Annotated in this window: 18 protein-coding genes and 1 riboswitch; of the genes, 4 read left to right on the plus strand and 14 right to left on the minus strand. The window is 70.8% G+C overall.

What is annotated here, in order from left to right; translation table 11 throughout:
* Window positions 1-54 precede the first annotated feature (54 nt).
* The 13 genes from leuB to thrA form a co-directional block, all read right to left on the minus strand.
* Window positions 55-1,143, minus strand: a complete 1,089-nt coding sequence (leuB, locus tag K4L06_RS10555) for a 3-isopropylmalate dehydrogenase (RefSeq protein ID WP_221671347.1) — start codon at window positions 1,141-1,143, stop codon at window positions 55-57.
* The gene (gene leuD / locus K4L06_RS10560; RefSeq protein ID WP_221671348.1) at window positions 1,133-1,777 is read right to left on the minus strand and encodes a 3-isopropylmalate dehydratase small subunit; all 645 of its coding nucleotides are present in this window, start codon (window positions 1,775-1,777) and stop codon (window positions 1,133-1,135) included. The genes leuB and leuD overlap by 11 nt, the downstream gene beginning before the upstream one ends.
* Window positions 1,777-3,216: a 3-isopropylmalate dehydratase large subunit gene (gene leuC, locus K4L06_RS10565; RefSeq protein WP_221671349.1), complete on the minus strand. Its 1,440-nt coding sequence runs from the start codon at window positions 3,214-3,216 to the stop codon at window positions 1,777-1,779. The genes leuD and leuC overlap by 1 nt, the downstream gene beginning before the upstream one ends.
* 148 nt (window positions 3,217-3,364) lie before the next feature.
* On the minus strand, window positions 3,365-4,969 hold the full coding sequence (locus K4L06_RS10570; protein ID WP_221671350.1) for a 2-isopropylmalate synthase: 1,605 nt from the start codon (window positions 4,967-4,969) through the stop codon (window positions 3,365-3,367).
* Complete coding sequence (locus K4L06_RS10575; protein ID WP_221671351.1) at window positions 4,966-6,138, minus strand: threonine dehydratase; 1,173 nt, start codon at window positions 6,136-6,138, stop codon at window positions 4,966-4,968. The genes K4L06_RS10570 and K4L06_RS10575 overlap by 4 nt, the downstream gene beginning before the upstream one ends.
* A gap of 4 nt (window positions 6,139-6,142) precedes the next feature.
* Window positions 6,143-7,003 carry an aminotransferase class IV gene (locus tag K4L06_RS10580; protein WP_221671352.1) on the minus strand — a complete coding sequence of 287 codons (861 nt, stop codon included), beginning with the start codon at window positions 7,001-7,003 and terminating at the stop codon, window positions 6,143-6,145.
* Between the two features lie 179 nt (window positions 7,004-7,182).
* A complete protein-coding gene (locus tag K4L06_RS10585; protein WP_221671353.1) occupies window positions 7,183-7,419 on the minus strand; it encodes an ACT domain-containing protein in 237 nt (78 codons plus the stop codon).
* Window positions 7,403-9,157: an acetolactate synthase 2 catalytic subunit gene (ilvG, locus tag K4L06_RS10590; RefSeq protein WP_221671354.1), complete on the minus strand. Its 1,755-nt coding sequence runs from the start codon at window positions 9,155-9,157 to the stop codon at window positions 7,403-7,405. The genes K4L06_RS10585 and ilvG overlap by 17 nt, the downstream gene beginning before the upstream one ends.
* Window positions 9,157-10,185 (minus strand): ketol-acid reductoisomerase, encoded by a 1,029-nt coding sequence (ilvC, locus tag K4L06_RS10595; protein WP_221671355.1) that lies wholly within the window; start codon window positions 10,183-10,185, stop codon window positions 9,157-9,159. Before ilvC ends, ilvG begins: the two co-directional genes overlap by 1 nt.
* A 54-nt stretch (window positions 10,186-10,239) precedes the next feature.
* Entirely contained in the window at window positions 10,240-11,973 is a 1,734-nt protein-coding gene (locus K4L06_RS10600) for a dihydroxy-acid dehydratase (RefSeq protein ID WP_221671356.1), read from the minus strand.
* Between the two features lie 618 nt (window positions 11,974-12,591).
* Window positions 12,592-13,890 (minus strand): threonine synthase, encoded by a 1,299-nt coding sequence (gene thrC / locus K4L06_RS10605; protein ID WP_221671357.1) that lies wholly within the window; start codon window positions 13,888-13,890, stop codon window positions 12,592-12,594.
* Between the two features lie 175 nt (window positions 13,891-14,065).
* Window positions 14,066-15,043, minus strand: a complete 978-nt coding sequence (locus tag K4L06_RS10610; RefSeq protein WP_221671358.1) for a homoserine kinase — start codon at window positions 15,041-15,043, stop codon at window positions 14,066-14,068.
* Window positions 15,040-17,631: a bifunctional aspartate kinase/homoserine dehydrogenase I gene (gene thrA, locus K4L06_RS10615; protein ID WP_221671359.1), complete on the minus strand. Its 2,592-nt coding sequence runs from the start codon at window positions 17,629-17,631 to the stop codon at window positions 15,040-15,042. The genes K4L06_RS10610 and thrA overlap by 4 nt, the downstream gene beginning before the upstream one ends.
* 740 nt (window positions 17,632-18,371) lie before the next feature.
* Here thrA and K4L06_RS10620 point away from each other — a divergent pair.
* Window positions 18,372-19,529: a M23 family metallopeptidase gene (locus K4L06_RS10620; protein ID WP_221671360.1), complete on the plus strand. Its 1,158-nt coding sequence runs from the start codon at window positions 18,372-18,374 to the stop codon at window positions 19,527-19,529.
* A 52-nt stretch (window positions 19,530-19,581) separates the two neighbouring features.
* Here the strand turns inward: K4L06_RS10620 and K4L06_RS10625 are convergent, their stop codons facing one another.
* Window positions 19,582-20,169 carry a hypothetical protein gene (locus K4L06_RS10625; RefSeq protein ID WP_221673596.1) on the minus strand — a complete coding sequence of 196 codons (588 nt, stop codon included), beginning with the start codon at window positions 20,167-20,169 and terminating at the stop codon, window positions 19,582-19,584.
* Between the two features lie 249 nt (window positions 20,170-20,418).
* A riboswitch (TPP riboswitch) is annotated at window positions 20,419-20,521 on the plus strand.
* A 64-nt stretch (window positions 20,522-20,585) separates the two neighbouring features.
* On the opposite strand from K4L06_RS10625, the gene thiC reads away from it, so the two are divergent.
* The 3 genes from thiC to K4L06_RS10640 all read left to right on the plus strand — a co-directional run bounded on the left by thiC (window position 20,586) and on the right by K4L06_RS10640 (window position 25,967).
* On the plus strand, window positions 20,586-22,463 hold the full coding sequence (gene thiC / locus K4L06_RS10630) for a phosphomethylpyrimidine synthase ThiC (RefSeq protein ID WP_221671361.1): 1,878 nt from the start codon (window positions 20,586-20,588) through the stop codon (window positions 22,461-22,463).
* A 200-nt stretch (window positions 22,464-22,663) separates the two neighbouring features.
* On the plus strand, window positions 22,664-23,344 hold the full coding sequence (locus K4L06_RS10635) for an ion channel (RefSeq protein ID WP_221671362.1): 681 nt from the start codon (window positions 22,664-22,666) through the stop codon (window positions 23,342-23,344).
* Window positions 23,345-23,633: 289 nt separating this feature from the next.
* Window positions 23,634-25,967 (plus strand): winged helix-turn-helix domain-containing protein, encoded by a 2,334-nt coding sequence (locus K4L06_RS10640; RefSeq protein ID WP_221671363.1) that lies wholly within the window; start codon window positions 23,634-23,636, stop codon window positions 25,965-25,967.
* Window positions 25,968-26,022 lie beyond the last annotated feature (55 nt).

A 26,022-nucleotide genomic window follows, 5' to 3' on the forward strand; every position in this document is an offset into this window, starting at 1 on the left:
GTATTCAGCGAAGCGAGGCGGATCGCGTTTCCGCTCGCTTGCGGCCAATCCCGGTCAATCGCGCAACTCGGCCACCTGGCACGGCAGCTCAAGTTGGGCCAGCACCGCCGCGGTGACCTCGGCGGTGGTCGCGGCGCGGCCGGCCGGGGCCAGGTCGGCGGTCAGCGTGCCGGCCTCCAGCACCGCAGCGACCGCACGCTCGACGCATTCGGCCTCGGCCTCCAGGCCCAGCGAATGGCGCAGCAGCAGCGCGGCGCTGAGGATGGTGCCGCAGGGGTTGGCGATGCCGCGGCCGGCGATGTCCGGCGCCGAGCCGTGGATCGGCTCGTACAGGCCGACCTTGCCCTCGCCGAGCGAAGCCGACGGCAGCAGGCCCAGCGAGCCGGCCAGCATCGAGGCTTCGTCGGTGAGGATGTCGCCGAACATGTTCTCGGTGACGATCACGTCGAAAGCGCGCGGCTTGGCGATCAGGTGCATCGCCATCGAATCGACCAACTGGTGTTCCAGGGTGACGTCGGGGAACTCCTCGCGCGCCACCTTCGCGGCGACCTCGCGCCACAGCCGCGAGGTCTCCAGCACGTTGGCCTTGTCGACCGAGACCACGTGCTTGCGACGGCCGCGGGCCAGTTCGCAGGCGCGGCGCACGACCCGTTCGATCTCGGCCACGCTGTACTCGCACAGGTCGCTGGCGGCGTCGGCGCTGCGTTGCTTCTGGCCGAAATAGATGCCGCCGGTGAGTTCGCGCACCACCATCAGGTCGACCCCGGCCAGCAGGTGCGGCTTGATCGGCGAGGCGCCCAGGGTGGCCGCGTGCGGCTGCACCGGACGCAGGTTGGCGTACAGCCCCAGGCCCTTGCGCAGCGCCAGCAGGCCTTGTTCGGGGCGGACCTTGGCCTGCGGGTCGGACCACTTCGGACCGCCGACCGCGCCCAGCAGCACCGCGTCGGCGCGCTGGCAGGCCTGCAAGGTCGCCGCCGGCAGCGGTTCGCCGCTGGCGTCGATCGCGGCGCCGCCGATGGCGTGCTCGTGCAGTTGGAATTGATGGCCGTAGCGGGCGGCGACCGCGCGCAGCACTTCGACCGCGGCGGCGGTGACTTCCGGACCGATGCCGTCGCCGGGCAGAACGACGATGTCAGCGCGCATGGGAGGACTCCTGGGTTTGGGACTGCGCCGCGGCGCGGCGCTGTTCGTAGTGATTGATCGCCTGCTGCTGGCGCAGCAGATAGCCGAGCTGGTCGACGCCTTCGATCAGGCAGGTCTGGGCGAAGGCGTCGAGCGGGAACTCGACCGAACGCCCGTCGGGCAAGTGCAGGCGGCGTTCGCGCACGTCGATGCGCAGTTCGATGCCGGGCTGGGCCAGCAATTCGTCGAGCAGGGCCTGCTCGATCACCACCGGCAACAGGCCGTTCTTGAGCGAATTGCTGCGGAAGATGTCGGCGATCTCGCTGCTGATCACCGCGCGCAGGCCGAGGTCGGTCAGCGCCCACGGCGCGTGTTCGCGCGAGGAGCCGCAGCCGAAATTGCGCCCGGCGACCAGGATCGCGGCGCCGGCGTTTTCGGGCTTGTTGAACTCGAAGGCCGGATTGGGCGAGCCGTCGGCCAGGTAGCGCCAGTCGTTGAAGGCGAACTTGCCCAGACCCTTGCGTTCGGTGGTGGTCAGAAAACGCGCCGGGATGATCTGGTCGGTGTCGATGTTGCGCTCGCGCAGCACCACGGTGCGCGAGACCAGTTCGACGAAGCCGGCGCCGGCATCGGTAGAGGCGATGGAAGCGGACATCACGCGACCTCCCGGGCGGCGGAAGTTTGGGCGGCAGGGTTCAGGTAATCGCGCGGGTCGACCACCCGGCCGGCGACGGCGCAGGCCGCCGCGGTCAGCGGCGAGGCCAGCAGGGTGCGCGCGCCCTTGCCTTGGCGGCCTTCGAAGTTGCGGTTGCTGGTCGATACCGCCAACTGACCGGCGCCGACCAGGTCGCCGTTCATGGCGATGCACATCGAGCAACCCGGTTCGCGCCATTCGGCGCCGGCGGCGCGGATCACCGCGTCCAGGCCCTCGGCCTCGGCATCGCGCTTGACCTGCTCGGAACCGGGCACGACCAGCATGCGCACGCGCGGATGCACGTGGCGGCCGCGCAGCACGTCGGCGGCCTGGCGCAGGTCGGACAGGCGCGAATTGGTGCAGCTGCCGACGAACACCACGTCGACCGGACGCCCGGCCAGCGCGGCGCCGCCTTCGAAGCCCATGTAGGCCAGGGCCTTGGCCTCGTCGGCGTCGCTGGCCTGCGGCAGGGTCGCATCGACCGCGGCGACCTGGCCCGGGTGCGTGCCCCAGGTCAGGGTCGGTTTGATCGCGGCGGCGTCGATATGCACCTCGCGGTCGAAGCGCGCGCCGGCGTCGGTCTTGAACTCGCTCCAGCGCGCCAGCGCCTGGTCCCAATCGCTGCCGCGCGGCGCGCGCGGGGTCTTGGCCAGATAATCGTAGGTCACCTGGTCGGGCGCGATCAGACCGGCGCGGGCGCCGGCCTCGATCGACATGTTGCAGACCGTCATGCGCTCGTCCATCGACAGCGCGCGCACGGTCGAACCGCGGTACTCGATGACGTGGCCGGTGCCGCCGTTGACGCCGATCTCGCCGATCACGTGCAGGATCAGGTCCTTGGCGCCGACGCCCGGGGCCAGTTCGCCTTCGATGTTGATCGCCAGGGTCTTGGGCTTGCGCTGCAGCAGGCACTGGGTGGTCAGCACGTGGCCGACTTCGCTGGTGCCGATGCCGAAGGCCAGCGCGCCGAAGGCGCCGTGGGTGGCGGTGTGGCTGTCGCCGCAGACGATGGTCTGGCCGGGCTGGGTCAGGCCCAGCTCCGGGCCGATCACGTGGACGATGCCGCGATGGGCGCTGTCGAAATCGAACAGTTCGATGCCGTGGCGCGCGCAGTTGCGGCGCAGGGTATCGACCTGGTGCTCGGCCTCGGCGGTGTAGTACGGCAGGCGGCCGTCGGCGCCGGCGGGCAGGGTCGGGGTGGAGTGGTCGAGCGTGCCCTTGGTCAGGTCGGTGCGGCGCGGCTTGAGACCGCGCGCGTCGAGTTCGGCGAAGGCCTGCGGCGAGGTGACCTCGTGGATCAGATGCAGGTCGACGTACAGCACCGCCGGCGCGGCCTCGGATTCGGGCGCGACCAGGTGGGCGTCCCACAGTTTGTCGAACAGGGTGGTGGGTGTGATCATGGATAGGTGATGGCGTTGGCTGTCATGGCTAAGGCGGCGTACCGCTCGGGTTCTATCCGAGCGACGCGCTGCGCTGCGTTCGCTGCGGTTCCGGAAGCTGCGCGGTCTCGACCGTCGAGGCGTTGCGGCGAATGGTGCGTTGCGCGGTTCATGCGGTGGCGGCGACCTTGTGCGGCTGCGCTTGCGGTTGCGGCTGCTGGCGCGTGCGCACCACCCGGTTGGCCAACTCCAGCCAGGCCAGCGCGCTGGCCTCGATGATGTCGGTACTGGTGCCCGAGCCGGTCAGCTCGACCCCGTCCACGCGCGCGGTCACGCTGGCCTGGCCCTGGGCGTCGTCGCCGGTGGTCACGCTGGAGACGTTGTAGCTGTCGATGCGCAGGGCGATGCCGGTGGCGCGGGCCAGGGCGGCGAACAAGGCGTGCACCGGGCCGTCGCCGACCGCGGCCTCGCTGATCGTGGCGCCGTCGGGCTCGACCAGTTGCACGCTCGCGGTCGGCAGGCTGCCGTCGGCGACGCCGGTGCTGACGTGGGCGCGTACCAGCCGGTAGCCGCGCGCGGCCTTGGCGTCGGCGCCGAGCACCAGCGCTTCCAGATCGGCGTCGAACACTTCGCGCTTCTTTTCGGCCAGGGCCTTGAAGCTGGCGAACACCGCGTTCAAACGCGCCTCGTCCAGGCTGAAGCCCAGCGCCTGCAGGCGGTCGCTCAGCGCGGCGCGGCCGCTGTGCCGGCCCATGACCATCTGCGATTGCGCCCAGCCGACGGTTTCCGGATGCATGATCTCGTAGGTGCCGCGGTGCTTGAGCATGCCGTGCTGGTGGATGCCCGATTCGTGCGCGAACGCGTTCTGGCCGACGATGGCCTTGTTGCGCTGGACCACCATGCCGGTGATGCGCGACAGCAGGCGCGAGGTCGGCACCAGGCGGCGGGTGTCGATCCGGGTGCCGACGTTGTAGTAGGCGTTGCGCACCCGCAGCGCCATCACCAGCTCTTCCAGCGCGCAGTTGCCGGCGCGTTCGCCGATGCCGTTGATGGTGCACTCGACCTGGCGCGCGCCGCCTTCGATCGCCGCCAGGCTGTTGGCCACGGCCAGGCCCAGGTCGTTGTGGCAGTGGGCGCTGAACACCGCCTGGTCGGTGCCGCGCACGTTGGCGCGCAGGTATTCGAACAGGGCGCGGATCTCGCTCGGGGTGGTGTAGCCGACGGTGTCGGGAATGTTCAGCGTGCGCGCGCCGGCGGCGACCGCGGCGCTGCAGATTTCGACCAGGTAGTCGTGCTCGGTGCGCAGCGCGTCTTCGCAGGAGAACTCGACGTCGTCGACATAGCGGCGCGCCTGCTCGACCGCGGCGATCGCGCGCTCGGTCACCTGTTGCTTGTCCAGGTTGAGCTTGTGCTGGCGATGCAGCGGGCTGGTGGAGATGAACACGTGGATGCGCGGCTTGGCCGCGCCTTCCAAGGCGCGCGCGCAGGCTTCGATGTCGCCGGGGTGGCAGCGGGCCAGGGTGGCCAGGGTCGAGCCGCGCACTTCGCGCACGATCGCCCGGGTGCCTTCCAGGTCGGCCTCGGAACTGGCGGGGAAGCCGGCCTCGATCACGTCGACGCCGAGCTCGGACAAGGCGTGGGCGAAGCGCAGTTTCTGGCTGGCGGTCATGCTGCAGCCCGGCGACTGTTCGCCGTCGCGCAGGCTGGTGTCGAAAATGGTGACCTGTTGCTGCGGCGCGTCGGTCGGTACTACCGGTCCTGACGTGTCGTTCATGGGAATCGATCCTCTAATACGGCGTAACGCGGGTTGGAAGTCGGGGCATCGTCGGTGGGGCGGGAGTCGGGGCCGCTGCGGCCCCGACTAAGTCGCATCGCGGGATCGAGATTGGCGAGCTTGTAAATGTCCGCCTCGACGGTGGCGGCCTCGCGACCGAGGCCCTCGCGGTTGCGCCGGCGCGGTCGCCGCGGCGGCTGCGGCCGCACCTCCGACAACAACTGCGCCAGCACCCCGGCATCCAGATTGCCGCCCGACACCACCGCGCATTTGCGCTTGCCGACGATGCGGCGGCCGGCCGCCAGGGCCAGGGCGCCGGCGCCCTCGGCGATGATGTGTTCCTCCAGCGCCAGCCGGACCAGGGTTTCGCGCAGTTCGGCCTCGCGCACGATCACCACGTCGTCGAGCAGTTCGGCCAGCACGCGCTCGGTCAGCCGGCCGGGGTCCTTGACCCGCACGCCGTCGGCCAGGGTCGCGGCCGGTTCGACCAGTCGGCGGTCGCCGCGCAGGGCGCGCGCCATCGAATCCACGCCTTCGACCTGGGCGCCGATCACCCGCACCCTGCGTCCGGCGGCGCCGGCCGCGAGCAGTTGCGACTTCAGCGCCATCGCCACGCCGGCGGCCAGGCCGCCGCCGCCGATCGGCACCAGCACCACGTCGGGCAGGAACCCGGCCAGCTCCAGGCCGACCGTGCCCTGGCCGGCGATCACGTCCGGATCGTCGAAGGCCGACAGCAAACGGTAGCCGTGCTGTTCGGCCAGCTCCTTGGCGAAGGCCTTGGCCTCGTCGTAGCTGTCGCCGTGCAGGCGCACGGTGGCACCCCAATGGGCGACGCCGGCGACCTTGGTCTGCGGCGCGCAGCTCGGCATCACCGTGATCGCATTGACGCCCAGGCGATATGCGGCCCAGGCCAGGCCTTGGGCATGGTTGCCGGCCGAGGCGGCGATCACCGGACGCTGATCGCCGCGTTCGCGCCCGGCCAGCAGCGCGTTGAGCGCGCCGCGTACCTTGTAGGAACCGGTGCGCTGCAGGTTCTCCAGCTTCAGCCAGCAGCCGAAGCGCTCGGCGTGGTGCAGCGGCGTCGGTTCCAGATAACGGCGCAGCCGCACCTGCGCCGCCAACAGGTCGGCGGCGCCGAGCGAGGCCAGACTGGCTACGTCGCAGTCCATGGCCTCAGACCGCGGTCAGCCAGGCGGCGTAGCGCGGCTCTTGGCCGCGCACGACGCGTGCGTACAGGGCGGCCAGCTCGCGCGTGACCGGGTTGTCGCCGAACTCGCGCCGGTCCAGCACGCAGATCGCGGTCGCCTCGGCGGCGGTGCCGCAGACGAAGACTTCGTCGGCGTCGAGCAGCTCGTGCAGGGTGACTTCGCGCGATTGCGCGCCGGACAGCTCGATCATGGTGTCGCGGGTGATGCCGGGCAGGGCGTCGCGGTGATCGACCGAGGTGACCACGCCGTTCTTGACCATGAACACGTTGGCGCCGGTGCACTCGACCACATAGCCCTTGTCGTCGGTGAACAAGGCCTCGTCGAAGCCGCGCTGCTTGGCTTCGCGCTTGGCCAGGATCGAATTGACGTAGGCGCCGCTGAGCTTCAGCGCCGGCAGCGAGGTGGCCGGGTTGCGCTTCCACGGCGACACGGTCAGGCGGGTGCCCGCGCCGCCCAGGTGCACCAGCTTAGGCAGGGTCGCGATCATCAGGTGCTGGGTCAGCGGATCGACGTCCAGGCCGATGCTGCCGGTGCCCATCCAGGTCAGCGGGCGGATGTAGGCGTCGCGGTGGCCGTTGGCGCGCAGGGTGGCCAGGGTGGCCTGGCTGGCGCGTTCGACGTCGAAGTCGATGCCGAACATGTCGGCGCCCTTGCGCATGCGCTCCATGTGCTCGGGCAGGCGGAACACCGCCGCGCCGCCGTCGGCGGTGGCGTAGCTGCGGATGCCCTCGAACACCGCGGTGCCGTAGTGCATGGCGTGGGTGGTCAGCGGCGCTTCCGGCGCATCGCCGGGGATGAACTGGCCGTCGAACCAAATGAGAGGCATTCGCTGGGAAGTCGGGACTTCGCTGCGAGCGCGGGACTCAGAACTACGAGCCGCGGCCGACGGCTCGATTTCAGCGGTCGTGGCCTCGCTGCGCGCCGGCGCATACGCGCGCTCGCGCACCGCGGCTTGCGCCGGCGTTTGGTTCTCGGCGGCGGCCGGACGTTCCAGGGTTTCGGCGGTCAGGTGCATGGGGAAACCTCAACGGCAAGACAGTCGTAGAGCTTGGCGAGCTGGGTCTGCAGCGCGGTGTCGGCGCGTTCGCCCTCCACCGTCATGCGCAGGTGCCAGCGATCGCCGTCGGGTTGCGCTTCGCCGTCCACCGACAGGGGACGGAAGCCGCGGCGTTCGGCGGCGCCCAGTACGCGAGCCAGCGCGCCTTCGGCCTGGCGCAGGGTCAAATCAAGCTGGTATCGCATGGGCATCCTCCTTCGCGTTGGGAGTGGCGGGGGTCAGGCTGACGATCGCGTCGGCGTCGCCGGCCTCGGGGTCGAGCATCTGTGCGTTGTTGTGGTTCGGCGGCACCAGCGGCCAGACGTTGGCGGCCTGGTCGATGGCGACGTGCAGCAGCACCGGGCCCGGGGTTTCCAACATGTAGGCCAGGGCTTCGTCGACCGAATCGGCGCGGTCGAGATACATCGCCTTGACTCCGAACGCGGCGGCCAGGGCGCAGAAGTCCGGGTTGTCGGACAGGTCGATCTCGGAGTAGCGGCGTTCGAAGAACAGCTCCTGCCACTGCCGCACCATGCCCAGGGCCTGGTTGTCGAGCAGCACGATCTTCACCGGCAGGCGGTAGCGGGCGATGGTCGCCAGCTCCTGCACGTTCATCAGGAACGAGCCGTCGCCGCTGACGCAGATCACCCGCGCGTCAGGATTCTCCAGTTGCGCGCCCATCGCCGCCGGCACGCCGAAGCCCATCGCGCCCAGGCCGCCGCTGGTCAGGTGCTTGCGCGGATCGTCGAAGCGCCAATGCTGGGCGACCCACATCTGGTGCTGGCCGACGTCGCAGGCGACCACCGCGTCGGGCGCCAGTTGCGACAGGCGCTGCAGCAGGGCCGGCGCGTACACGGTTTCGCCGGGCGCGTCGTAGCGCGGCGCGCAATCGCGCTTGCGCTGCAGGCAGGTATCGCGCCAGGCGCGGCGGGCGCCGCCGTTGCGGCCCTGCAGCTGAGCGGTGACCGGCGGGGTCAGCGCGTCCAGCGAGCGGCGCAGGTCGCCCTGCACCGCGGCGTCGGCGTAGCGCAGCTTGCCGATCTCGCAGGCGTCCAGGTCCATGTGAACGACCCGCGCGTTGGGCGCGAACTCGGCCAGCTTGCCGGTGGCGCGGTCGTCGAAGCGCGCGCCGACCACGATCAGCAGATCGCATTCCTGCACCGACAGATTGGCGGCGCGGTTGCCGTGCATGCCGAGCATGCCCAGGTTCAGCGCGTGCTCGGCCGGCAGCGCGCCCAGGCCTTTCAGGGTCAGCACCGCCGGAATCTGGCTGCCCTCGACGAAGGCGCGGAACGAGGCCGTGGCTTCGGCCAGGGCGATGCCGCCGCCGCCGTAGATCAGCGGTTTGCGCGCATGCGCGATCAGCGCCGCGGCCTCGTGATAGGCCGCGTCCGGCGCGTGCGGCGTCGAATCGACCGGCAGCGGCGCGTGCGCGGCCAAATGCGAGGCGTCGGCGTTCTGCACGTCCTTGGGCAGATCGATCAGCACCGGGCCGGGCCGGCCGGAACGGGCCAGGCGGAACGCCTCGGCGACCATCCGCGGCAGCTCGTCGACGCTGCGCACCAGGAAACTGTGCTTGACGATCGGCAGGGTCATGCCGAACACGTCCAGTTCCTGGAACGCGTCGGTGCCCATCAGGGTGGTCGCGACCTGGCCGGTGATGGCGACCATCGGCACCGAGTCCAGCATCGCGTCGGCGATGCCGGTGACCAGGTTGGACGCGCCCGGACCGGAGGTGGCTACGCAAACGCCGACTCGCCCGCTGGCACGGGCATAGCCGTTGGCCGCGAAAGCCGCGCCTTGCTCGTGGCGGACCAGGACGTGCTTGAGGTCCGACCCGTGCAGGGCGTCGTAGAAAGGCATGATGGTGCCGCCCGGATAACCGAACAGCGTGTCCACGCCTTCTGCGGCCAGTGCTTGCACCAGCCAGCGGGCACCGTTCATCAGGCGGCCTCTTCCTGTCGTTCGCCGCGGGTCGCGGCGGGAGCGGCGGGCTGCGCCTTGGGCGCGGTGTCCAGCCACTTCATGTTGGCGCGCAGCTTCTTGCCGACCGCTTCGATCGGATGCTCCAGGTCGCCCTGCTTGAGCGCTTTGTAATTGGCGTTGCCGGAGGCGTACTCGGCGATCCACTGCTTGGCGAAGGTGCCGTCCTGGATCTCGGTCAGGACCTTGCGCATCTGCGCCTTGGTGTTGTCGTCGACCACGTAAGGGCCGCGGGTCAGCGCGCCGTACTGAGCGGTCTCGCTGATGAACTCGTGCATGCGGGTCACGCCGCCTTCGTAGAACAGGTCGACGATCAGCTTCAGTTCGTGCAGGCACTCGTAGTAGGCGACTTCCGGCTGGTAGCCGGCTTCGACCAGGGTTTCCCAGCCGGCCTGGACCAGCTTGGTCGCGCCGCCGCACAGCACCGCCTGCTCGCCGAACAGATCGGTCTCGGTCTCTTCCTTGAAGGTGGTCTTGATCGCGTTCTGGCGCGCGCCGCCGATGCCGGCGCAGTAGGTCAGGGCGAACTCCTCGGCGCGGCCGCTCTTGTCCTGGTGCACGGCGTAGACGCTGGGCACGCCGCGGCCGATTTCGTACTCGCGGCGCACCAGCGCGCCCGGGCCCTTGGGCGCGACCAGGACCACGTCCAGGTCGGCGCGCGGCGCGATCTGGCCGTAGTGGACGTTGAAGCCGTGCGCGAACAGCAGGCAGGCGCCCTGGGCGATGTTGGGTTCGATCACCTCGCGGTAGAGCTGCGCCTGCACCATGTCCGGGGTCAGCACGGCGACGAGTTCGGCGCCGGCGACGGCTTCGGCCGGCGACTTGACCGCGAAGCCGTCGGCCTTGGCCTTGATCTCGGTCGGGCCGCCCGGGCGCAGGCCTACGGTGACGTCGAAGCCGGAGTCGCGCAGGTTCAGCGCATGGGCGCGGCCCTGGCTGCCGTAGCCGACGATGGCGATCTTGGGGCGGGAGGCGGTGCTGGTGGTCATGGTGGTCTCGGGAGGAGTGAGTGGAGAAGAGCGAGGGGAGAGGAACGAGTTGCGTCAGGCGGGTTCGGGAACGGCGCTGTCGATCAGCGCCGCGTCGATCTTTCTGGGCGCCGGCGACTGCAGCGGGCCGGGCGCGGTGACCGCGCCGCGCGAGGCCGAGCCGACCAGGCGCGCGTACTTGGCCAGCACGCCGGTGGTCACGCGCGGCGCCATCCGCGCCGGTTCGCGCGCAGCCAGGTCGGCGTCGACGTTGAGGGTGCGGGTCTTGACGTCGATGCCGACGATGTCGCCTTCGCGCAGGCGCGCGATCGGGCCGCCGTGCGCGGCTTCGGGCGAGATGTGGCCGACCATGAAGCCGTGGGTCGCGCCGCTGAAGCGGCCGTCGGTGATCAGGGCGACGTCGTTGCTCAGTCCCTGACCGACCAGGGCCGCGGTGACCGCCAGCATCTCGCGCATGCCCGGGCCGCCGGTCGGGCCTTCGAAGCGGATCACCACCACGTCGCCGGCGCGGATCTGCCGCGCCTGCACCGCGGCGAACGCGGCCTCTTCGGAGTCGAACACCCGCGCCGGGCCGGCGAAATGCTCGCGGCCGTGGCCGGCCAGCTTGAGGATGCAGCCGTCCGGCGCCAGGTTGCCGTAGATGATCGAGTAGCCGCCGCGCGGCTTGATCGGATCGGCGACCGGACGCACCACGTCCTGGGCGTCGCTCATCGCGGCATCGGCCAGTTCCTGGAAAAAGGAACGGCCGGTGACCGTGGGAATGTCCTCGATCAGGCCGGCCGTCTTGAGCTCGCGCGCCACCAGTGCCGCGCCGCCGAATTCGAACATCTCCGCGGCGGTGTAGCGGCCGCCCGGTTTCAGGTCGGCGATCACCGGCGTGTGCGCGGCGGCTTCGAATTCTTCCAGGTCGAAGGCGACGCCGGCTTCGTGGGCGATCGCCAGCAGATGCAGGGCGGCGTTGGTCGAGCCGGCGGTGGCCGAGACCGCGCGCGCGGCGTTGCGCAGAGCCTGGGGAGAGAGCAGTTCGCGCGGTCCCGGCCCGCCGTCGCGCAGGCGTCGCATCACCATTTCGCCGCAGGCGCGCGCGGCTTCGGGCTTGTCGGCGTGGATCGCCGGGATATCGTTCAGGCCCAGCGGCGACAGGCCGAGGAAGGTCAGCACCATGGCCATGGTGTTGGCGGTGAACTGGCCGCCGCAGGCGCCGGCGCCGGGGCAGGCGTGGGTTTCGATGCGCTGCAGTTCGGCGTCGTCGATGCGCCCGGCCGAGTGCGCGCCGACCGCTTCGAACACGTCCTGCACGGTCAGCGGCTTGTCCTCGCCGGTGCCGCGCTTGGACGGGCAATGGCCCGGCATGATCGTGCCGCCGTAGAGGATCACGGTCGGGATATCCAGACGCGCGGCGGCCATCGCCGCGGCCGGGATGGTCTTGTCGCAACCGACCAGCAGCACCATCGCGTCCAGGCAATGGCCGGACACCGCCAGTTCGATCGAGTCGGCGATGGTTTCGCGCGAGGCCAGCGAGGCGCGCATGCCGTCGCTGCCCATGGCGATGCCGTCGGTGACGGCGATGGTGTTGAACTCGATCGGCGTGCCGCCGCCGTCGTGCACGCCGCGGCGCACGTGCTGGGCCAGATCGCGCAGGGTGATGTTGCACGGCGACACGTCGGACCAGGTGTGGACCACGGCGACCAGCGGTCTGGCGATGGCCGCGTCGTCCAGCCCGGTGGCGCGCAGCATCGCGCGCGCCGGGGCTCGGGCCGGGCCTTGCTTGATGGCGTTGCTTCTCACGTACAACGGTTCCTGTGTTGCGCGTCCGTGGCGCGAATCCGCACGTCCGCGTGCGGTGCTGCAGGAACCCAGGGCCGTAAAACGAAAAACCCCGCGCCTTTGGGGCGCGGGGTTCGAGGTTCTTTCGACCTTGGGTTGTGTGGTTTTGCTACACGAACCCGACTCCCGCGCTGGTAAGCGAGGTAATAAGTACGAGGACGAGAATAATCGTGGCGATCGCGGGTGCGAGCTTGAGCGCGGCGCGCGCGGCGTCGTTCGAGGCCTTGGCGGCCTGGAGCGAAGTCGTCTGCGTGCGAGTGTTGCGCTGCGTCATGCGGACGAGAAGAACATGCCCGTTTGCGGCTTGTCAATAGTTTCTTGGAAAACCATCGCGGGGCGTGCGAGCAGTCACAGCCGTAGAACACGTGCGATCGATCATCCGAATTAGTGTGCTTCGAAGCGAAATTACGATCGGCATCAGCCGGCGCTTGCGTCCATGCGTCGCAGCATCGCTTGCGTTCAGTGCGTTCAGCCGCGCCACGCGTTTGTGCCGAATTGGCCCAGCCATCGCGAAAGGGACGGAGGGGGTTAAGCCACAGGCTTAACCCCCTCCGTCCCTGAGGCGCTCACCTGAGGCGCTCAGGCCCAGGCGGTCGCCAGCAGGCGATCGCGCAAAGCGGCGTAGTCGGCCGCCAGCGGCTCGGCCGAGGCCGGCCGCGCCAGCGACTCGGCCAGGGCCGGCGGCGGTTCCACCGCATGCCCGACCAGCGGCTCGACGATGCCGTCGAACTTGGCCGGATGGGCGGTCGCGACCACCGCCCACGGCCGCTCGTCGCCCTGCGCGCGCAAGGTCTCGAGCAGGTGCAGGCCGGTCGCGGTGTGCGGACAGGGCACCACGCCGTGTCGTTGCGGCGCTGCGGCGATGGTGGCGCGGATGGTGGCGTCGTCGACGCCGACCGCGCGCACCGCCGCGCGCAGCTCGGCGTCGTCGCGATGCCAGTGGCGCAGGCGTTCGAAATTGCTCGGCGCGCCGACGTCCATCGCGTTGGCCAGGGTGGCGCGGGTCGGCTGGGCGGCGTAGTCGGCGCCGGCGAAGTAGCGCGGCAGGGTGTCGTTGGCGTTGGTGGCCAGGGCGATCTCGCCGATCGGCAGGCCCATGCGGCGGGCGACGAAGGCGGCGCAGGCGTTGCCGAGATTGCCGGTGGGGACGATGAAGTTGAGCGGTTCGCCGCGCTGCGCGTAATGCCGGCTGGCGGCATGGGCGTAGTAGGCGGCCTGCGGCAACAGCCGGCCCAGGCTGATGCTGTTGGCCGAGCTCAACGGCAGACGCGCGCGCAAGGCCTCGTCGGCCAGGGCCTGCTTGGCCAGGCGCTGGCAGGCGTCGAAATCGCCGTCCACGCGCAGCGCGCGCACGTTGTCGCCCCAGCAGCCCAGGCCGTGGGCCTGGCGCGGCGAGACCCGGCCGTCGGGATACAGGATCGCCACTTCGAAACCGGGCCGGCGATGGAAGGCGGCGGCGACCGCGGCGCCGGTATCGCCCGAGGTCGCAACCAGGATCGTGGTCGGCGCGTCGTCGGCGCGGCGCAGGCCGGCCAGGGCGCCGGCGAGGAAACGCGCGGCATAGTCCTTGAACGCGGCGGTCGGGCCGTGGAACAGCTCGAGCAGCCAGTCGTCGGCGCCGGCGAGCGGGCGCAGCGGCGCGTCGAACGAGAACGCCTGCGCGCAGATCTCGCCGAGCCGTTCGCGCAGCGAGGACTGTTCGAAGTAGGGCGCGAGCAGCGCGTGCGCGGTGTCGGGCAGGCGCTCGGCGGCGAGCGGCTGATCCAGCGCGGGAATGCGTTCGGGAACGTAGAGGCCGCCGTCGGGGGCGAGGCCGGCGGCGAGCGCGGCGTCGATCGGCGTCGGGGCGGTGCGGCCGCGGGTGCTGAGGAAGTTCATGCGGGGTCCGGTGATGGGGGCGTGGGTGCTTGCGGGGAGAGCAAATCCCCCTCGGTCCCCCTTTTTTAAAGGGGGAAGACAAGCAGATCGAATAGGTGAGGGCCTAGGCTCTTGCGGTTGCCTTTGCGTTTGCTGTTCCCCCTTTGTTGAGGGGGGCAGGGGGGCTTTGCTCTGCCTACCCGATCACCTCCGCCCGCGGCCCCGCCACCGGACCGACGTAGGCGCGCGAATCGAATCCCGCCGCCGCGAAGGCCGCGCGCATCGCCGCCGCCGCGGCCTGCGCCTGGGCCTCGTTGACGAACCAGGCGAAGCAACTCGGGCCGGCGCCGGAAATGCTGGCGCCGAGCGCGCCCTGCGCCAGCGCGGCGGCCTTGACCTGGGCGAAGCCGGGAATCAGCGGCGCGCGGCGCGGTTCCACCAGCAGGTCCACCAGGCCTTCGCGCAACAGGCTGGCGTCGCCGCGCTGCAGCCCGGTCAGGAACAGGGCCAGGTGCTCGCTCTGCTTGACCACCTGCGCCAGCGGATACGGCTCGGCGAGCGCGGCGCGCGCGCGCCGGGTTTCCAGCACCTGGTCCGGATGCACCACCACCGCATGCAGGAACGAGGGCACCTCCAGCGCGATCATCCGGGTCGAGGTCGCCATCACCACGCCGCCGAGCAGCATCGGCGCGACGTTGTCGCCGTGGCGGCTGCCGCTGGACACCGACTCGCCGTCGAGGGCGAATTCGTACAGCGCTTCGCGCGACAGCGGCTGGTCGAGCAGCGCGTTGGCGGCGACCAGGGCGGCGACGCAGGACGCGGCCGAACCGCCGAGGCCGGAGCCCAGCGGAATGCCCTTGTCGAGTTCGAGTTCGAAGCCGTAGGCCAGGCCGAGCTTTTCGCGCAGCGAAATCAGCGCCTGGCCGGCGGTGTTGCGCGCCGCCTCCAGCGGCAGCGCGTCCGCGCCCGGCACTTCGCCGCGGATCGCCCGGATCCGCACCGTCGCCTCGTCGATCCGCCGCACCGTGGCCAGATCGCGCGGGCCGGCGATGGAGTGGCCGAGCACGTCGAAGCCGACCCCGATGTTGCCGACGCTGGCCGGGGCGAAGGCCCGCGCCTGCCGCGCCGCGGCTGCGGACGAGTCGGCGGCGGATGAAGACGTAGCAGCGCTCATGCACGGGCTCCCAAGGCTTGCGCGATCGTCAGCAGGTCGCCGAACACGCCGGCGGCGGTGACGTCCGGGCCGGCGCCCGGCCCTTGCACCACCAGCGGATTATCCGCGTAACGCAAGGTGCGGAACTGGATCAGGTTGTCGGTCAGCGCGCCGTGCAAAGCCGCATGCCCGGGCGGCGGCGAAACCACGCCGACGCTGGCGCGGCCGTCGCGGCCGAGCCGGGCCAGGTAGCGCAGGCTCAGGCCGGCGGCGCGGGCGGTGTCGAAGCGTTGCTGCAAGGGCGCATCGAGTTCGTGCAGGCGTTCGAAGAACTCTTCCTTCGATACCGAGCGCAACGCTTCCGGCACCAGGCTCTCGACTTCGATCTGCTCCAGCGACAGGGCGCGGCCGGCCTCGCGGGCCAGGATCACCAGTTTGCGCGCGACGTCGGTGCCGGACAGGTCGTCGCGCGGATCGGGCTCGGTATAGCCCAGCGCATGCGCCTCGCGCACCAGTTCGGAGAATGCGGTGCGGCCGTCGTAGCGGTTGAACAGCCAGGCCAGGGTGCCGGACAGGATGCCCTCGACTTCGGTCAGTTCGTCGCCGGTGTCGAGCAGCGAGCGCAGGGTCTGGATCACCGGCAGGCCGGCGCCGACCGTGGCCTCGTAGCGGAACTGGCCGCCGTTGCGCGAGGCGTCGCGGATCGCCTGGTAGCGCTCCAGCGGGCCGGCACCGGCGTGTTTGCTCGGCGTGACCACGTGGATGCCGGCGGCGATCCACTGCGGGTAGCACGCGGCGACCGCGTCGCTGCCGCTGCAGTCGACGATCAGCGCATGCGGGATGTGTTCGGCGCGCACGTGCTCGGCGAAACGCTCCAGGTCCAAGGCTTCGTGCGCGTCGGCCAGCGCCGCGGCGCCGTCCTCGAACGCCAGCGCGCGCGGCGCCAGGTGCATGCGCCGGCTGTCGGCGAGCGCGCGCAGGCGCAGGTCCAGGCGCGAACTGCGCTGGAAGCGCGGTTGCGCGGCGGCGAGCTGGGCGAGCAGGGCGCGGCCGACCTTGCCCGGGCCGATCAGGCCGATCGAGATGCAATGCGGCGACAGCCAGAACGCCGAATGCGCGGCGCGCAGGGCGCGGGTCGCGTCGCGCGCGGCGATCGCCACCGAGATATTGCGCTCGCCGGCGCCCTGGGCGATCGCGCGCAGATTCACCCGCGCCTTGGCCAGGCCGTCGAACAACTGCGCGGCGACGCCGGGCAGGCCGACCATGCCGTCGCCGACCGCGGCCAGCACGCAGATGTCGGGCGTGACCGTGACCTCCTGGGCCTGGTCGTCGGCCAGCGCCTCGGCGAACGCGGCCAGGATCGCCTCGCGGCCGCGCTCGGCCTGGTCGGCGCGCACCGCGCAGCAGATCGAATGTTCGGACGAGCCCTGCGAAATCATGGTCACCGACACGCCGGCGCTGCGCAGCGCGCCGAACAGGCGCTCGGCGGTGCCGGGCACGCCGACCATGCCGTTGCCGACCAGCTCCAGCACCGCCAGGTCGTGGACCAGGCTCAGGCCTTTCACCGGCACCGCATCGGGTTGGCTGTGCAGGCTGATCAGGGTACCGGGCGCCTGCGGGTTGCGGGTGTTGCGGATGCGCAGCGGAATGCCGCGCTGCTGCACCGGCGCCAGGGTCTGCGGGTGCAGCACCTTGGCGCCGAAGTAGGCCAGTTCGCAGGCTTCGGCGTAGGACATCGACGGCAGGCAGACCGCATCCGGCACCAGGCGCGGATCGGCCGAGAGCACGCCGTCGACATCGGTCCAGATGGTCAGCGCGTCGGCGTCGAACAGGTTGGCGAAGATCGCCGCGGAAAAATCGCTGCCGTTGCGGCCGAGCGTGGTGTCGCGCCCGTGCGCGTCGCGGGCGACGAAGCCGGTGATCACCACCTGGCGGTCGTCGTGATCGCGGCGCCATTGCGCCAGGCGCTCGCGGCTGGCCGTCCAGTCCACGCCGACGCCCATTTCGCCCGGGTGCACCACCAGCACCTCGCGCGCGTCCAGTCGGCTCCACCCCGCCGGCGCGCCGCCGAGCGCGGCCTGCAGCAGATGCGAGGACAGCACTTCGCCCAGCCCGGGCAGGGCCGCGGCCAGCGCCGCGTCGTCGTGCGCGGCCAGTTGTTCCAGGCGGCGGCGCAGGCCTTCGCATTCGGCTTCGACCGCCTCGCGGGTGCCGTGGCGGCGGTGCGGGTCCAGCGAGTCGGCGGTGTCGACGTGGCGCTTGCGCAACGCCGCCCATGCCGGCGCCCAGTCCTGGCCGGCGCGGACTTGCGCGACCAGGGCGACCAGGGCGTCGGTGACGCCCTGCATCGCCGAGACCACCGCCAGCCGCTGCGGCGCGCCGTCGTCGAGCAGGCCGACCGCGACCCGGTAGCGGTCGGCATCGGCCAGGCTGCTGCCGCCGAATTTATGCGCGTGGCGCTGCGGCAGCGGCGCGGGGCGGGCGATCGGCCCGGCTAGACAGGCGTCGGGGTCGGACGGATCGAGCAGGGACGCATCCGGCGCGGACGGATCGGCGTCGCGATCGAGCGCGGGGGATTCGAGTACGGCTTGGGAGAGGGCGGACGACATGGGGAGGCTCCTGGTGGAGCTCCGCGTCCGGTTCCGGGTTCAGGCTGCCAGCCCGCACCCTGGTCGGGTGCGGAGCGGCGTGGTGGTTTACCTGGACACGCCCGTCCGCACCCCTGGCGAGGTGGTACCGGTACCGGTGGTGGTAATCGACATCGACGCGCACGACGACGAGCCGGCGGACCGGGTCGAGGCGCTGCGTACGAGGGCGATGGCGGGGTGCATGGGGCTAGCAATAACCCGCCGTTGTGCGGCGCGTCAAGAGGGGCGGCGAAGGTTTCCGGCGGACGGTCGTCCGCTGCGTGGGCCGCGGAGGGTGGCCCGCGCAGGCGCGGCCAGCGCTCGCGTGCGGGGCTTATGCGCTCGCTGCGCGACCTGGAATCCGCCCGCGACGACACGTTGCGCGACGCGATTTCGCCCTGCGTTGCAGCAAATGCCTTCGTCGCCTGCGACGGCACACTGCGCGGGCAGGAAAAGATGTGCCTTCGCATCGCCCGCCGTCTCACTCCGAATCTCGGCTGTTTCGCGTATTCCTGCGTTTCGCCGCCGACTGCGCACTGGAATAGCCAAAGCGTCGAAGCCATCGCACTCGCGACTAGACGCGACGCGTCAATCGCCCGGCGCCGGCGCGCGGCAGCGGGCAGAGTCGGGCCGCTCGCGTTCTTCAGGGCGGCGGAAGCGAGCGATGTCCGTGCGCTTCGGTATGCGCGCAGTCGCCCGCATCCATCAGCGAAGAGGGCGACATGAAGCGAGTTTCCAACGTGGGTTGTGCGGTGCTGGCCGGTTGCGTGCTGGCGGCGTTCGGCGGCGGCGCGGCGGCGGCCGAGCGCGCCGAGGCGGGCGGTTTGAACAGCCGCGACCTGGTGTATTCCTACGACGAGATGTTCGATTTCGACATCGAGCGCTATCTCGACAAGCAAGCGCCGCACCTGCGGCCGTATGCCGAGACCATCTCGCACTGGGCCGGCTACAGCGCGATCAGCCCGAAGGTGTTGATCGCCCTGATGGAGCAGCAGAGCGGCGTGGTCAGCCGCAAGCAGGCCAGCCGCGACGCGCTGCGGCGCCCGTTCGGCAAGCTGGCCAAGGCCGGCGATTTCAACGGCCAGACCCGCGAAGTCGCGCTGGCGCTGCGCCAGGCGCTGTACGAGCGCGAAGACGCCGACCTGGCGGCGAAGGGACCGGTGCCGCTGGCGCGGGCCAATCCGCTGCAGGCCTTGTACGCGCAGTCGGGCGAGAACGAAGCCAATGCCGCGCTGCTCGGCGACGGCCAGTTCCAACTGGTCTACGGCCGCCTGTTCAACGAGCCGCGCCAGGCCAAGGCGCCGTCGGCGCGCTTCGCCGCGCAGGGCGACGTCGCCGCGCTGGCCGGCCCGCCGAACGGCTTCCTGCAGTTCCCGTACCCGCGCGGCCAGCGCTGGCACGTCGGCGGCGCGCACACCAACACCGGTTCGGGCAATTACCCGATGTCGTCGCTGGACATGTCGCTCGGCGGCGGCTGGGGCAGCAACCAGAGCGGCGTGTGGGTGTCCTCGTCCGCGTCGGGTTCGTTCAAGCGCCACTCCTCGTGCTTCGCCGAGGTCGTGCACAGCGGCGGCTGGTCGACCACTTACTACCACCTGATGAACATCCAGTACGGCACCGGCGCCAGCGTCGCGGCCAATACCCGCATCGCCAACCCGGCCAACACCCAGGCCCAGGCGCTGTGCAACGGCGGCGCCTCGACCGGCCCGCACGAGCACTGGTCGTTGAAGTCGAACGGCAGCCACTACCACCTCAACGGCGTCTACCTGTCCGGCTTCCAGATCACCGCGATCGGCAGCAGCTACGACACCAACTGCAGCCGTTTCTATCTGACCAAGAACGGCACGCGTTACTGCTCGGGCTGGTTCACCAACCCCTGAGCGCGCTTCGCGACGCGTCCGGCCGGCAGCACCGGCCGGGCGTCGTCGACGCTCAGCCGCCCCACGGCGGCGGCGGGGCCGCGACCGGCGCGCTCAGGTCGAACTCGACCCGGAACAGGCGCCCGGGCCGGGCCAGTTCGTAGGCGAAGCGGCCAGGCTCGACTTCGAGCGCCCAGACATTGCCCAACGACGCCTCGCGTCCGAGCCGGCGGAACAGCGCCTGGCTCTCGGCGTCGGCCGGAAACTCCCAGCGCCCGGCGGTTGCGCCCGGGCCCAATTCGCCGCCGTACCAGGTCAGCGCATCGGCGCTGCCGTCGCGGTGGCGGTGATCGTGTTTCAGCCGCAGGCGGCCGTCGCCGAGCGCGTCGATCACCCAGGTGCGCGAGCGGTCCTCGCCGACCTGGAAGGGAATGCGGATCTGGTCGGCGCGGCAGTCGCGCACGTGCATCACCAGGCGCTTGCCGGCGAACGGGTCGTCGGCGCTGGCCGGGGTGTCGGCCACGACCCGGCCGGCATAGGCGCGGCCGCACAGCGGGCGCAGGGCCGCGAGCAGGTCGGCCGTGGCGGCCGTGGCCGCATCGGCGCCGACCGGGCGCGGCGCCGGCGCGGCGCAGGCGGCCAGTCCCAGGCCCAGGGCCACGGCGAGGGCCGGCAGCAGGCGGCGGATCGGGGCGCGACGGTGCGCGCAGCGGAAACGGGGCGGGAAGAGTGAGCGCATCCGGCCACGCTAGCCGCAGCGCCGGTTGCGGGCAATTGCCGTGGCAGGGCGGTGACGGCCCCGGGGCGGCAGGTCTCGCGGCCCGCCGTCGCGCGCCTCTGGGCGGGGCAGCCTGAACGGGCTTGGACCTGCCCGCCGATTGGCGCCGGCTGCGGTTTCCATGTCTAATGCGCACTGAAGCGGGGGTACCGCGGCCTTCGGGCCGACGGTTGAGACAGTCCCTTCGAACCTGATGCGGTTGAGACCGCCGTAGGGAAGCTTCGCCGGACGCGCCGCGGGCGCGGCCGCGCGCGCCCGCTTCGTCCCGGCTCGAAAGAGCGAATCTCAGGACGAAAGCCATGAATGCGGTGCCCTCCGAACTGATCCAGCAAGCCGAGCAGCTCTCGGCCGACGTCACTCGCCCGATCCCCGGTTCGCGCAAGATCCACGTGCAAGGCTCGCGCGCGGACCTGCAGGTGCCGATGCGCGAGATCGCGCTGGCGCGCACGCCGACCATCTTCGGCGGCGAAGACAACGCGCCGCTGGCGGTGTACGACACCTCGGGCGCCTACACCGATCCGGCCGCCGACATCGACCTCGCGCGCGGCCTGGCGCCGCTGCGCGCGGCCTGGATCGCCGAGCGCGGCGACACCGAGCAGCTCGCCGGCCTGTCCTCGGAGTTCGGCCGCAAGCGCGAGCACGACCCCAAGCTGGCCCACGTCCGCTTCGGCAATCGGCCGCTGCCGCGGCGCGCGATCGCCGGCGCCAACGTGACCCAGATGCATTACGCGCGCCGCGGCATCGTCACCCCGGAAATGGAATACATCGCGATCCGCGAGAACCAGCGCCTGGAGTCGATCCGCGAGTCGCACCTGCTCAACCAGCACCCGGGCCACAGCTTCGGCGCGAACATCCAGAAGATCATCACCCCCGAGTTCGTCCGCGAGGAAGTCGCCCGCGGCCGCGCCATCATCCCCAACAACATCAACCATCCGGAAAGCGAGCCGATGATCATCGGCCGCAACTTCCTGACCAAGGTCAACGCCAACATCGGCAACTCCGCGGTGTCCTCGGGCATCGCCGAGGAAGTCGAGAAGCTGGTCTGGTCGATGCGCTGGGGCGCGGACACGGTCATGGACCTGTCCACCGGCAAGCACATCCACGAAACCCGCGAGTGGATCATCCGCAATTCGCCGGTGCCGATCGGCACGGTGCCGATCTACCAGGCGCTGGAAAAGGTCGACGGCCGCGCCGAAGAGCTCAACTGGGAGATCTTCCGCGACACCCTGGTCGAGCAGGCCGAGCAGGGCGTGGACTACTTCACCATCCACGCCGGCGTCCTGCTGCGCTACGTGCCGCTGACCGCCAAGCGCGTCACCGGCATCGTCTCGCGCGGCGGCTCGATCCTGGCCAAGTGGTGCCTGGCGCACCACAAGGAGAATTTCCTCTACACCCACTTCGAGGAAATCTGCGAAATCATGAAGGCCTACGACGTGGCCTTCTCGCTCGGCGACGGCCTGCGCCCGGGCTCGATCGCCGACGCCAACGACGCGGCCCAGTTCGGCGAGCTGGAAACCCTGGGCGAGCTGACCCAGATCGCCTGGAAGCACGACGTGCAGACCATGATCGAAGGCCCCGGCCACGTGCCGATGCAGTTGATCAAGGAAAACATGGACAAGCAGCTGGAGGTCTGCGGCGAAGCGCCGTTCTACACCCTCGGCCCGCTGACCACCGACATCGCCCCGGGCTACGACCACATCACCTCGGCGATCGGCGCGGCGATGATCGGTTGGTACGGCACTGCGATGCTGTGCTACGTCACGCCCAAGGAACACCTGGGCCTACCCAACAAGCACGACGTGCGCGAAGGCCTGATGGCGTACAAGATCGCCGCCCACGCCGCCGACCTGGCCAAGGGCCATCCGGGCGCGCAGGCGCGCGACAACGCGATGAGCAAGGCGCGCTTCGAGTTCCGCTGGGAAGACCAGTTCAACCTCGGCCTGGATCCGGAGCGGGCGCGCGAGTACCACGACGAGACCCTGCCCAAGGACGCGCACAAGGTCGCCCACTTCTGCTCGATGTGCGGCCCGCACTTCTGCTCGATGAAGATCACCCAGGACGTGCGCGACTACGCCAAGGAGCACGGCGTCGACGAACAGGCCGCGCTGGACGAGGGCATGGCCGAGAAGTCGGCCGAGTTCCGCGCCCAGGGCGCGGAGGTGTATCGCCGCGCCTGACAGGCGCAGGGACGGAGGGGGTTAAGCGCGCTTCGCCCCCTCTGCCCTGTCGCGGCGGGTGCATCGTCGCGTCCGAGGACGCTGCGATAGGCGTCCTCGGGCGCACAGAAGACGGCAATGCGCAGCAGGCTTGCCGCGGCCGGGGCTTTGGCCCCTACTATCTGCCGACTCCTGCCCGCTACCCTCCCGCTCCCAGCTCCATGGCCAGCTACGCCTCCCGCAAATGGCGCGCCATCGCGCGCCGGCATCCGTCCGCGTTCCTGCTCGCCGCGCAGCTGCTGAGCATGCTGGCCTATCCGCTGTTCGAGCCGGCCGGCGGCGGGCGGGTAGTGTTCGGCGCGTTCGGGGTGCTGGTGCTGGCGCTGGCGGTGTGGGTGGTCAACCGCAGCCCGGCGATCAAATGGATCGCCTGGCTGATCGCGGTGCCGGCGTTCGCCTTGTCGGTGTTGTCGGTGCTGTACGCCAGCCCGTTCCTGCTGGTGGCGTCCTCGGCGCTGGAGGCAGCGCTGTATTTCTACGCGGCCGGGGCGCTGATCGCCTACATGATGAGCGACCACCGGGTCACCGCCGATGAGTTGTTCGCCGCCGGAGCGACCTTCACTCTGTTGGCCTGGGGCTTCGCCTACGCCTTCCTGGTCTGCCAGGCCTGGTACCCGGGCAGCTTCGTCGGCGCCGAGCGCCCGGGCGAGCCGCGGACCTGGCTCGAGCTGCTGTTCCTGAGCTTCACCAACCTCTCGGCGGTGGGCCTGGGCGATATCCTGCCGATCAGCCCGGCGGCGCGGGTGCTGACCATGTTCGAGCAGTTCGCCGGGGTCGGTTACATCGCCGCCGTGGTGTCGCGCCTGATCGGCCTGACCATCCTGCGCCACGACCCGCGTTAAGCCCGCAGCGGGTTTCTTTACAGAAAAACACACGCTTATCGGCGTCTTTTGGAACGATACGTTTCGGCGCCTTCACACCAGCCAGGCGTTTTCGCCCAGCCAAACCGACCCGTCCCGGCTCACGGGGCGCTAGAATAGTGTGCTGGTGGTGCGCTTTTCCCATCGCGCCACCGCGCCATGCCGGATATGTCGGTTTGTCGTTCGGCCGCCCATGCGTTCAGGCACATGACTGGCGGTGGGCGAGTGCGCACCATCAGCAGGATCCATGCCCCGAGTTCACGAGCCATCGATGCCGCCCTTGCCCGCAGAGCACCTGCGGGTCGGCGATTGCCTGGTCGACATCCCCTTGCGCGAGATCCGCGCACCGGGGGCGCGTCGTCCGCGCCGGATCACGCCCAAATCCATGGGCGTGCTGCTGGTGCTGGTCGAGCATGCCGATCGGGTGGTCAGCCGCGACGCGCTGATGGCCGAAGTCTGGCCGGACACCCTGCCGACCGACGACGTGGTGACCCAGGCGATCACCCAGCTGCGCAAGGCCTTCGACGAAGACCGCGGCAATCCGCGCTACATCGAAACCATCGCCAAGAACGGCTACCGCCTGCTGGCGCGGGTGGAATGGCTGCGCGCCGAAGGCGCGCCTGCGCCGGCCGCGGACGCCGACATCGAAGCCGCGGTGGCGCCGGCCCATGCCGCCGCGACGGCGCTGCCGGGTGCGCCGGGCTACGCCGGCCGGCCCGCGGCCGAGCGGCTGGACCCGATTCCGCCGCTGCCGGGCAGCACGCGCCCGCGCGGCAACTGGCGCTCGATCCTGGGCGTGATCGGCGCGGTGCTCGGCCTGGTCGCCGGCCTGGTCTGGTGGTCGCTGGCGCGCCAGCCCAACCTGCAGGCGGCGCTGCCGACCGCCGACCCGGCGCGGGTCGCGGCCAATACCGCGCGCGCCTACCGGTTGATCACCTCGATGCCGGGCTTCGAACTGGCCCCGACCCTGTCGCCCGATGCGGCGATGGTCGCCTATGTCGCCGTTCCCGAGGGCCAGCGCGGCACCGCGATCCTGGTCCAGACCACCGACCAGACCCCGCCGCGCCAGCTGACCCAGCCCAGCGGCCTGGCCGAAGACAGCGCCCCGGCCTGGTCGCCGGACGGCCGCTCGATCGCCTTCCTGCGGGTCGAGCCGGGGGTGTCGTGCCGGATCCTGATGGTCGCCGCCAACGGCGGCGCCGAACGCGAACTGGGCGACTGCGATTCGCGCAGCCCGCCGACCTACGACTGGACCCCGGACGGCCGCGGCCTGATCTTCGGCAGCATGTGGACCCCGCAAGGCACGGTCGGCATGCGCGTGCTCGACCTGGCCAGCGGCGAGTGGCGCGCGGTGCCGTACGAGCCGGGCGTGGGCAATCTGGACCTGTGGCCGCGCTTCTCCCCGGACGGGCGCTGGCTGGTGTTCGTGCGCAACAACCCGCAAGGCGATTTCTGGCGCCTGCCGGCCGAGGGCGGCACGCCCGAGCGGCTGAGCAAGCTCGGCGCCGACGTGCGCGGCTGGGACTGGCTGCCGGACAGCCGCGGTCTGCTGTTCGGACGCATGATCGACGGCGATACGCGCATGTTCCGCCTCGATCTCGACGGCGGCCAGGCCCGCGACCTCGGCATCGAATCGGCCCAGGCGCCGGCGGTGGCGGCGGCGCGGCCGGCGGCGGCCTTCGTCCAGCGCAAGCCTTACTTCGGTCTGTTCCGGGTCGTGCTCGGCGACACCAGCAAGGGCGCGGTGCACGTGGTCGATCCGCTGTTCCCCTCGTCGGCGCGCGACATCCTGCCGACCGTGGCCCCGGACGGGCGCCAGATCGTGTTCGCCTCCGACCGCTCCGGCAGCACCCACCTGTGGTGGGCCGATCTCGACCAGCCCGATTCGCTGCGCATGCTGCAAGGGGTGCTGCCGAACATCCGCTACGCGCCCTCGTGGTCGTCCGACAGCCAGCGCCTGACCGCGGTCGGTACCGATGCCGAAGGCCGCAATGCCCTGTACGAAATCGTTCCGACCAGCGGCAAGGTGACCCGCCTGCCGGCGCCGGTGGCCGAACCCTTGCAGGTGGTGCAGGTGCCGGACCCGGATCGCCTGCTGGTCGTGGCCGGCGGCAGCGACGGCCGCCTGCAGGCCCAGCTGTTCGACCGTCGCCGTTCGCCCTGGCGCCCGATCGCCGCCCTGTCCGACGTGTCCCAGGTCCGGCTGGACCGGGCCCAGTCGCGGCTGCTGTTCACCCGCCAGACCGAGGCCGGCCTGTGGCAGTCCGATCTGCAGCTGTCTCCGGCCAGCGTGCGACGCATCGACGCCAACGAACCGGTCGCCGACCGCTACCGGCTGTGGGATGTGGCCGGCGCGACCGGCGAGCTGCGCTACCTCGACCAGCAGCCGACCTGCCTGTCCCTGCTGCGCCGGGTGGCCGATCCCAGCGCCGCGCCGTCGGTGCTGTGCCTGGACCAAAGCCGGCGTTCGGCGATCAATGGATTCAGCCTGAGCCCGCGCGGCGACACCGTCTATCTGGCCCTGGCCAAGTGGGATGGCGCTGATATCGGTTACATGGACCTGCCCGAAGAACCGAAGACCTTCGTTCCGGGCTGGCTCAACTGATTGATAACAAAGAAAAATAAGCTTTCGGAAAAGCTTCGGTTGTGACCTCGTTCCG

Origin of the sequence: Lysobacter sp. BMK333-48F3 (assembly GCF_019733395.1) — a bacterium.
In the GTDB taxonomy this organism is placed as follows: domain Bacteria; phylum Pseudomonadota; class Gammaproteobacteria; order Xanthomonadales; family Xanthomonadaceae; genus Lysobacter.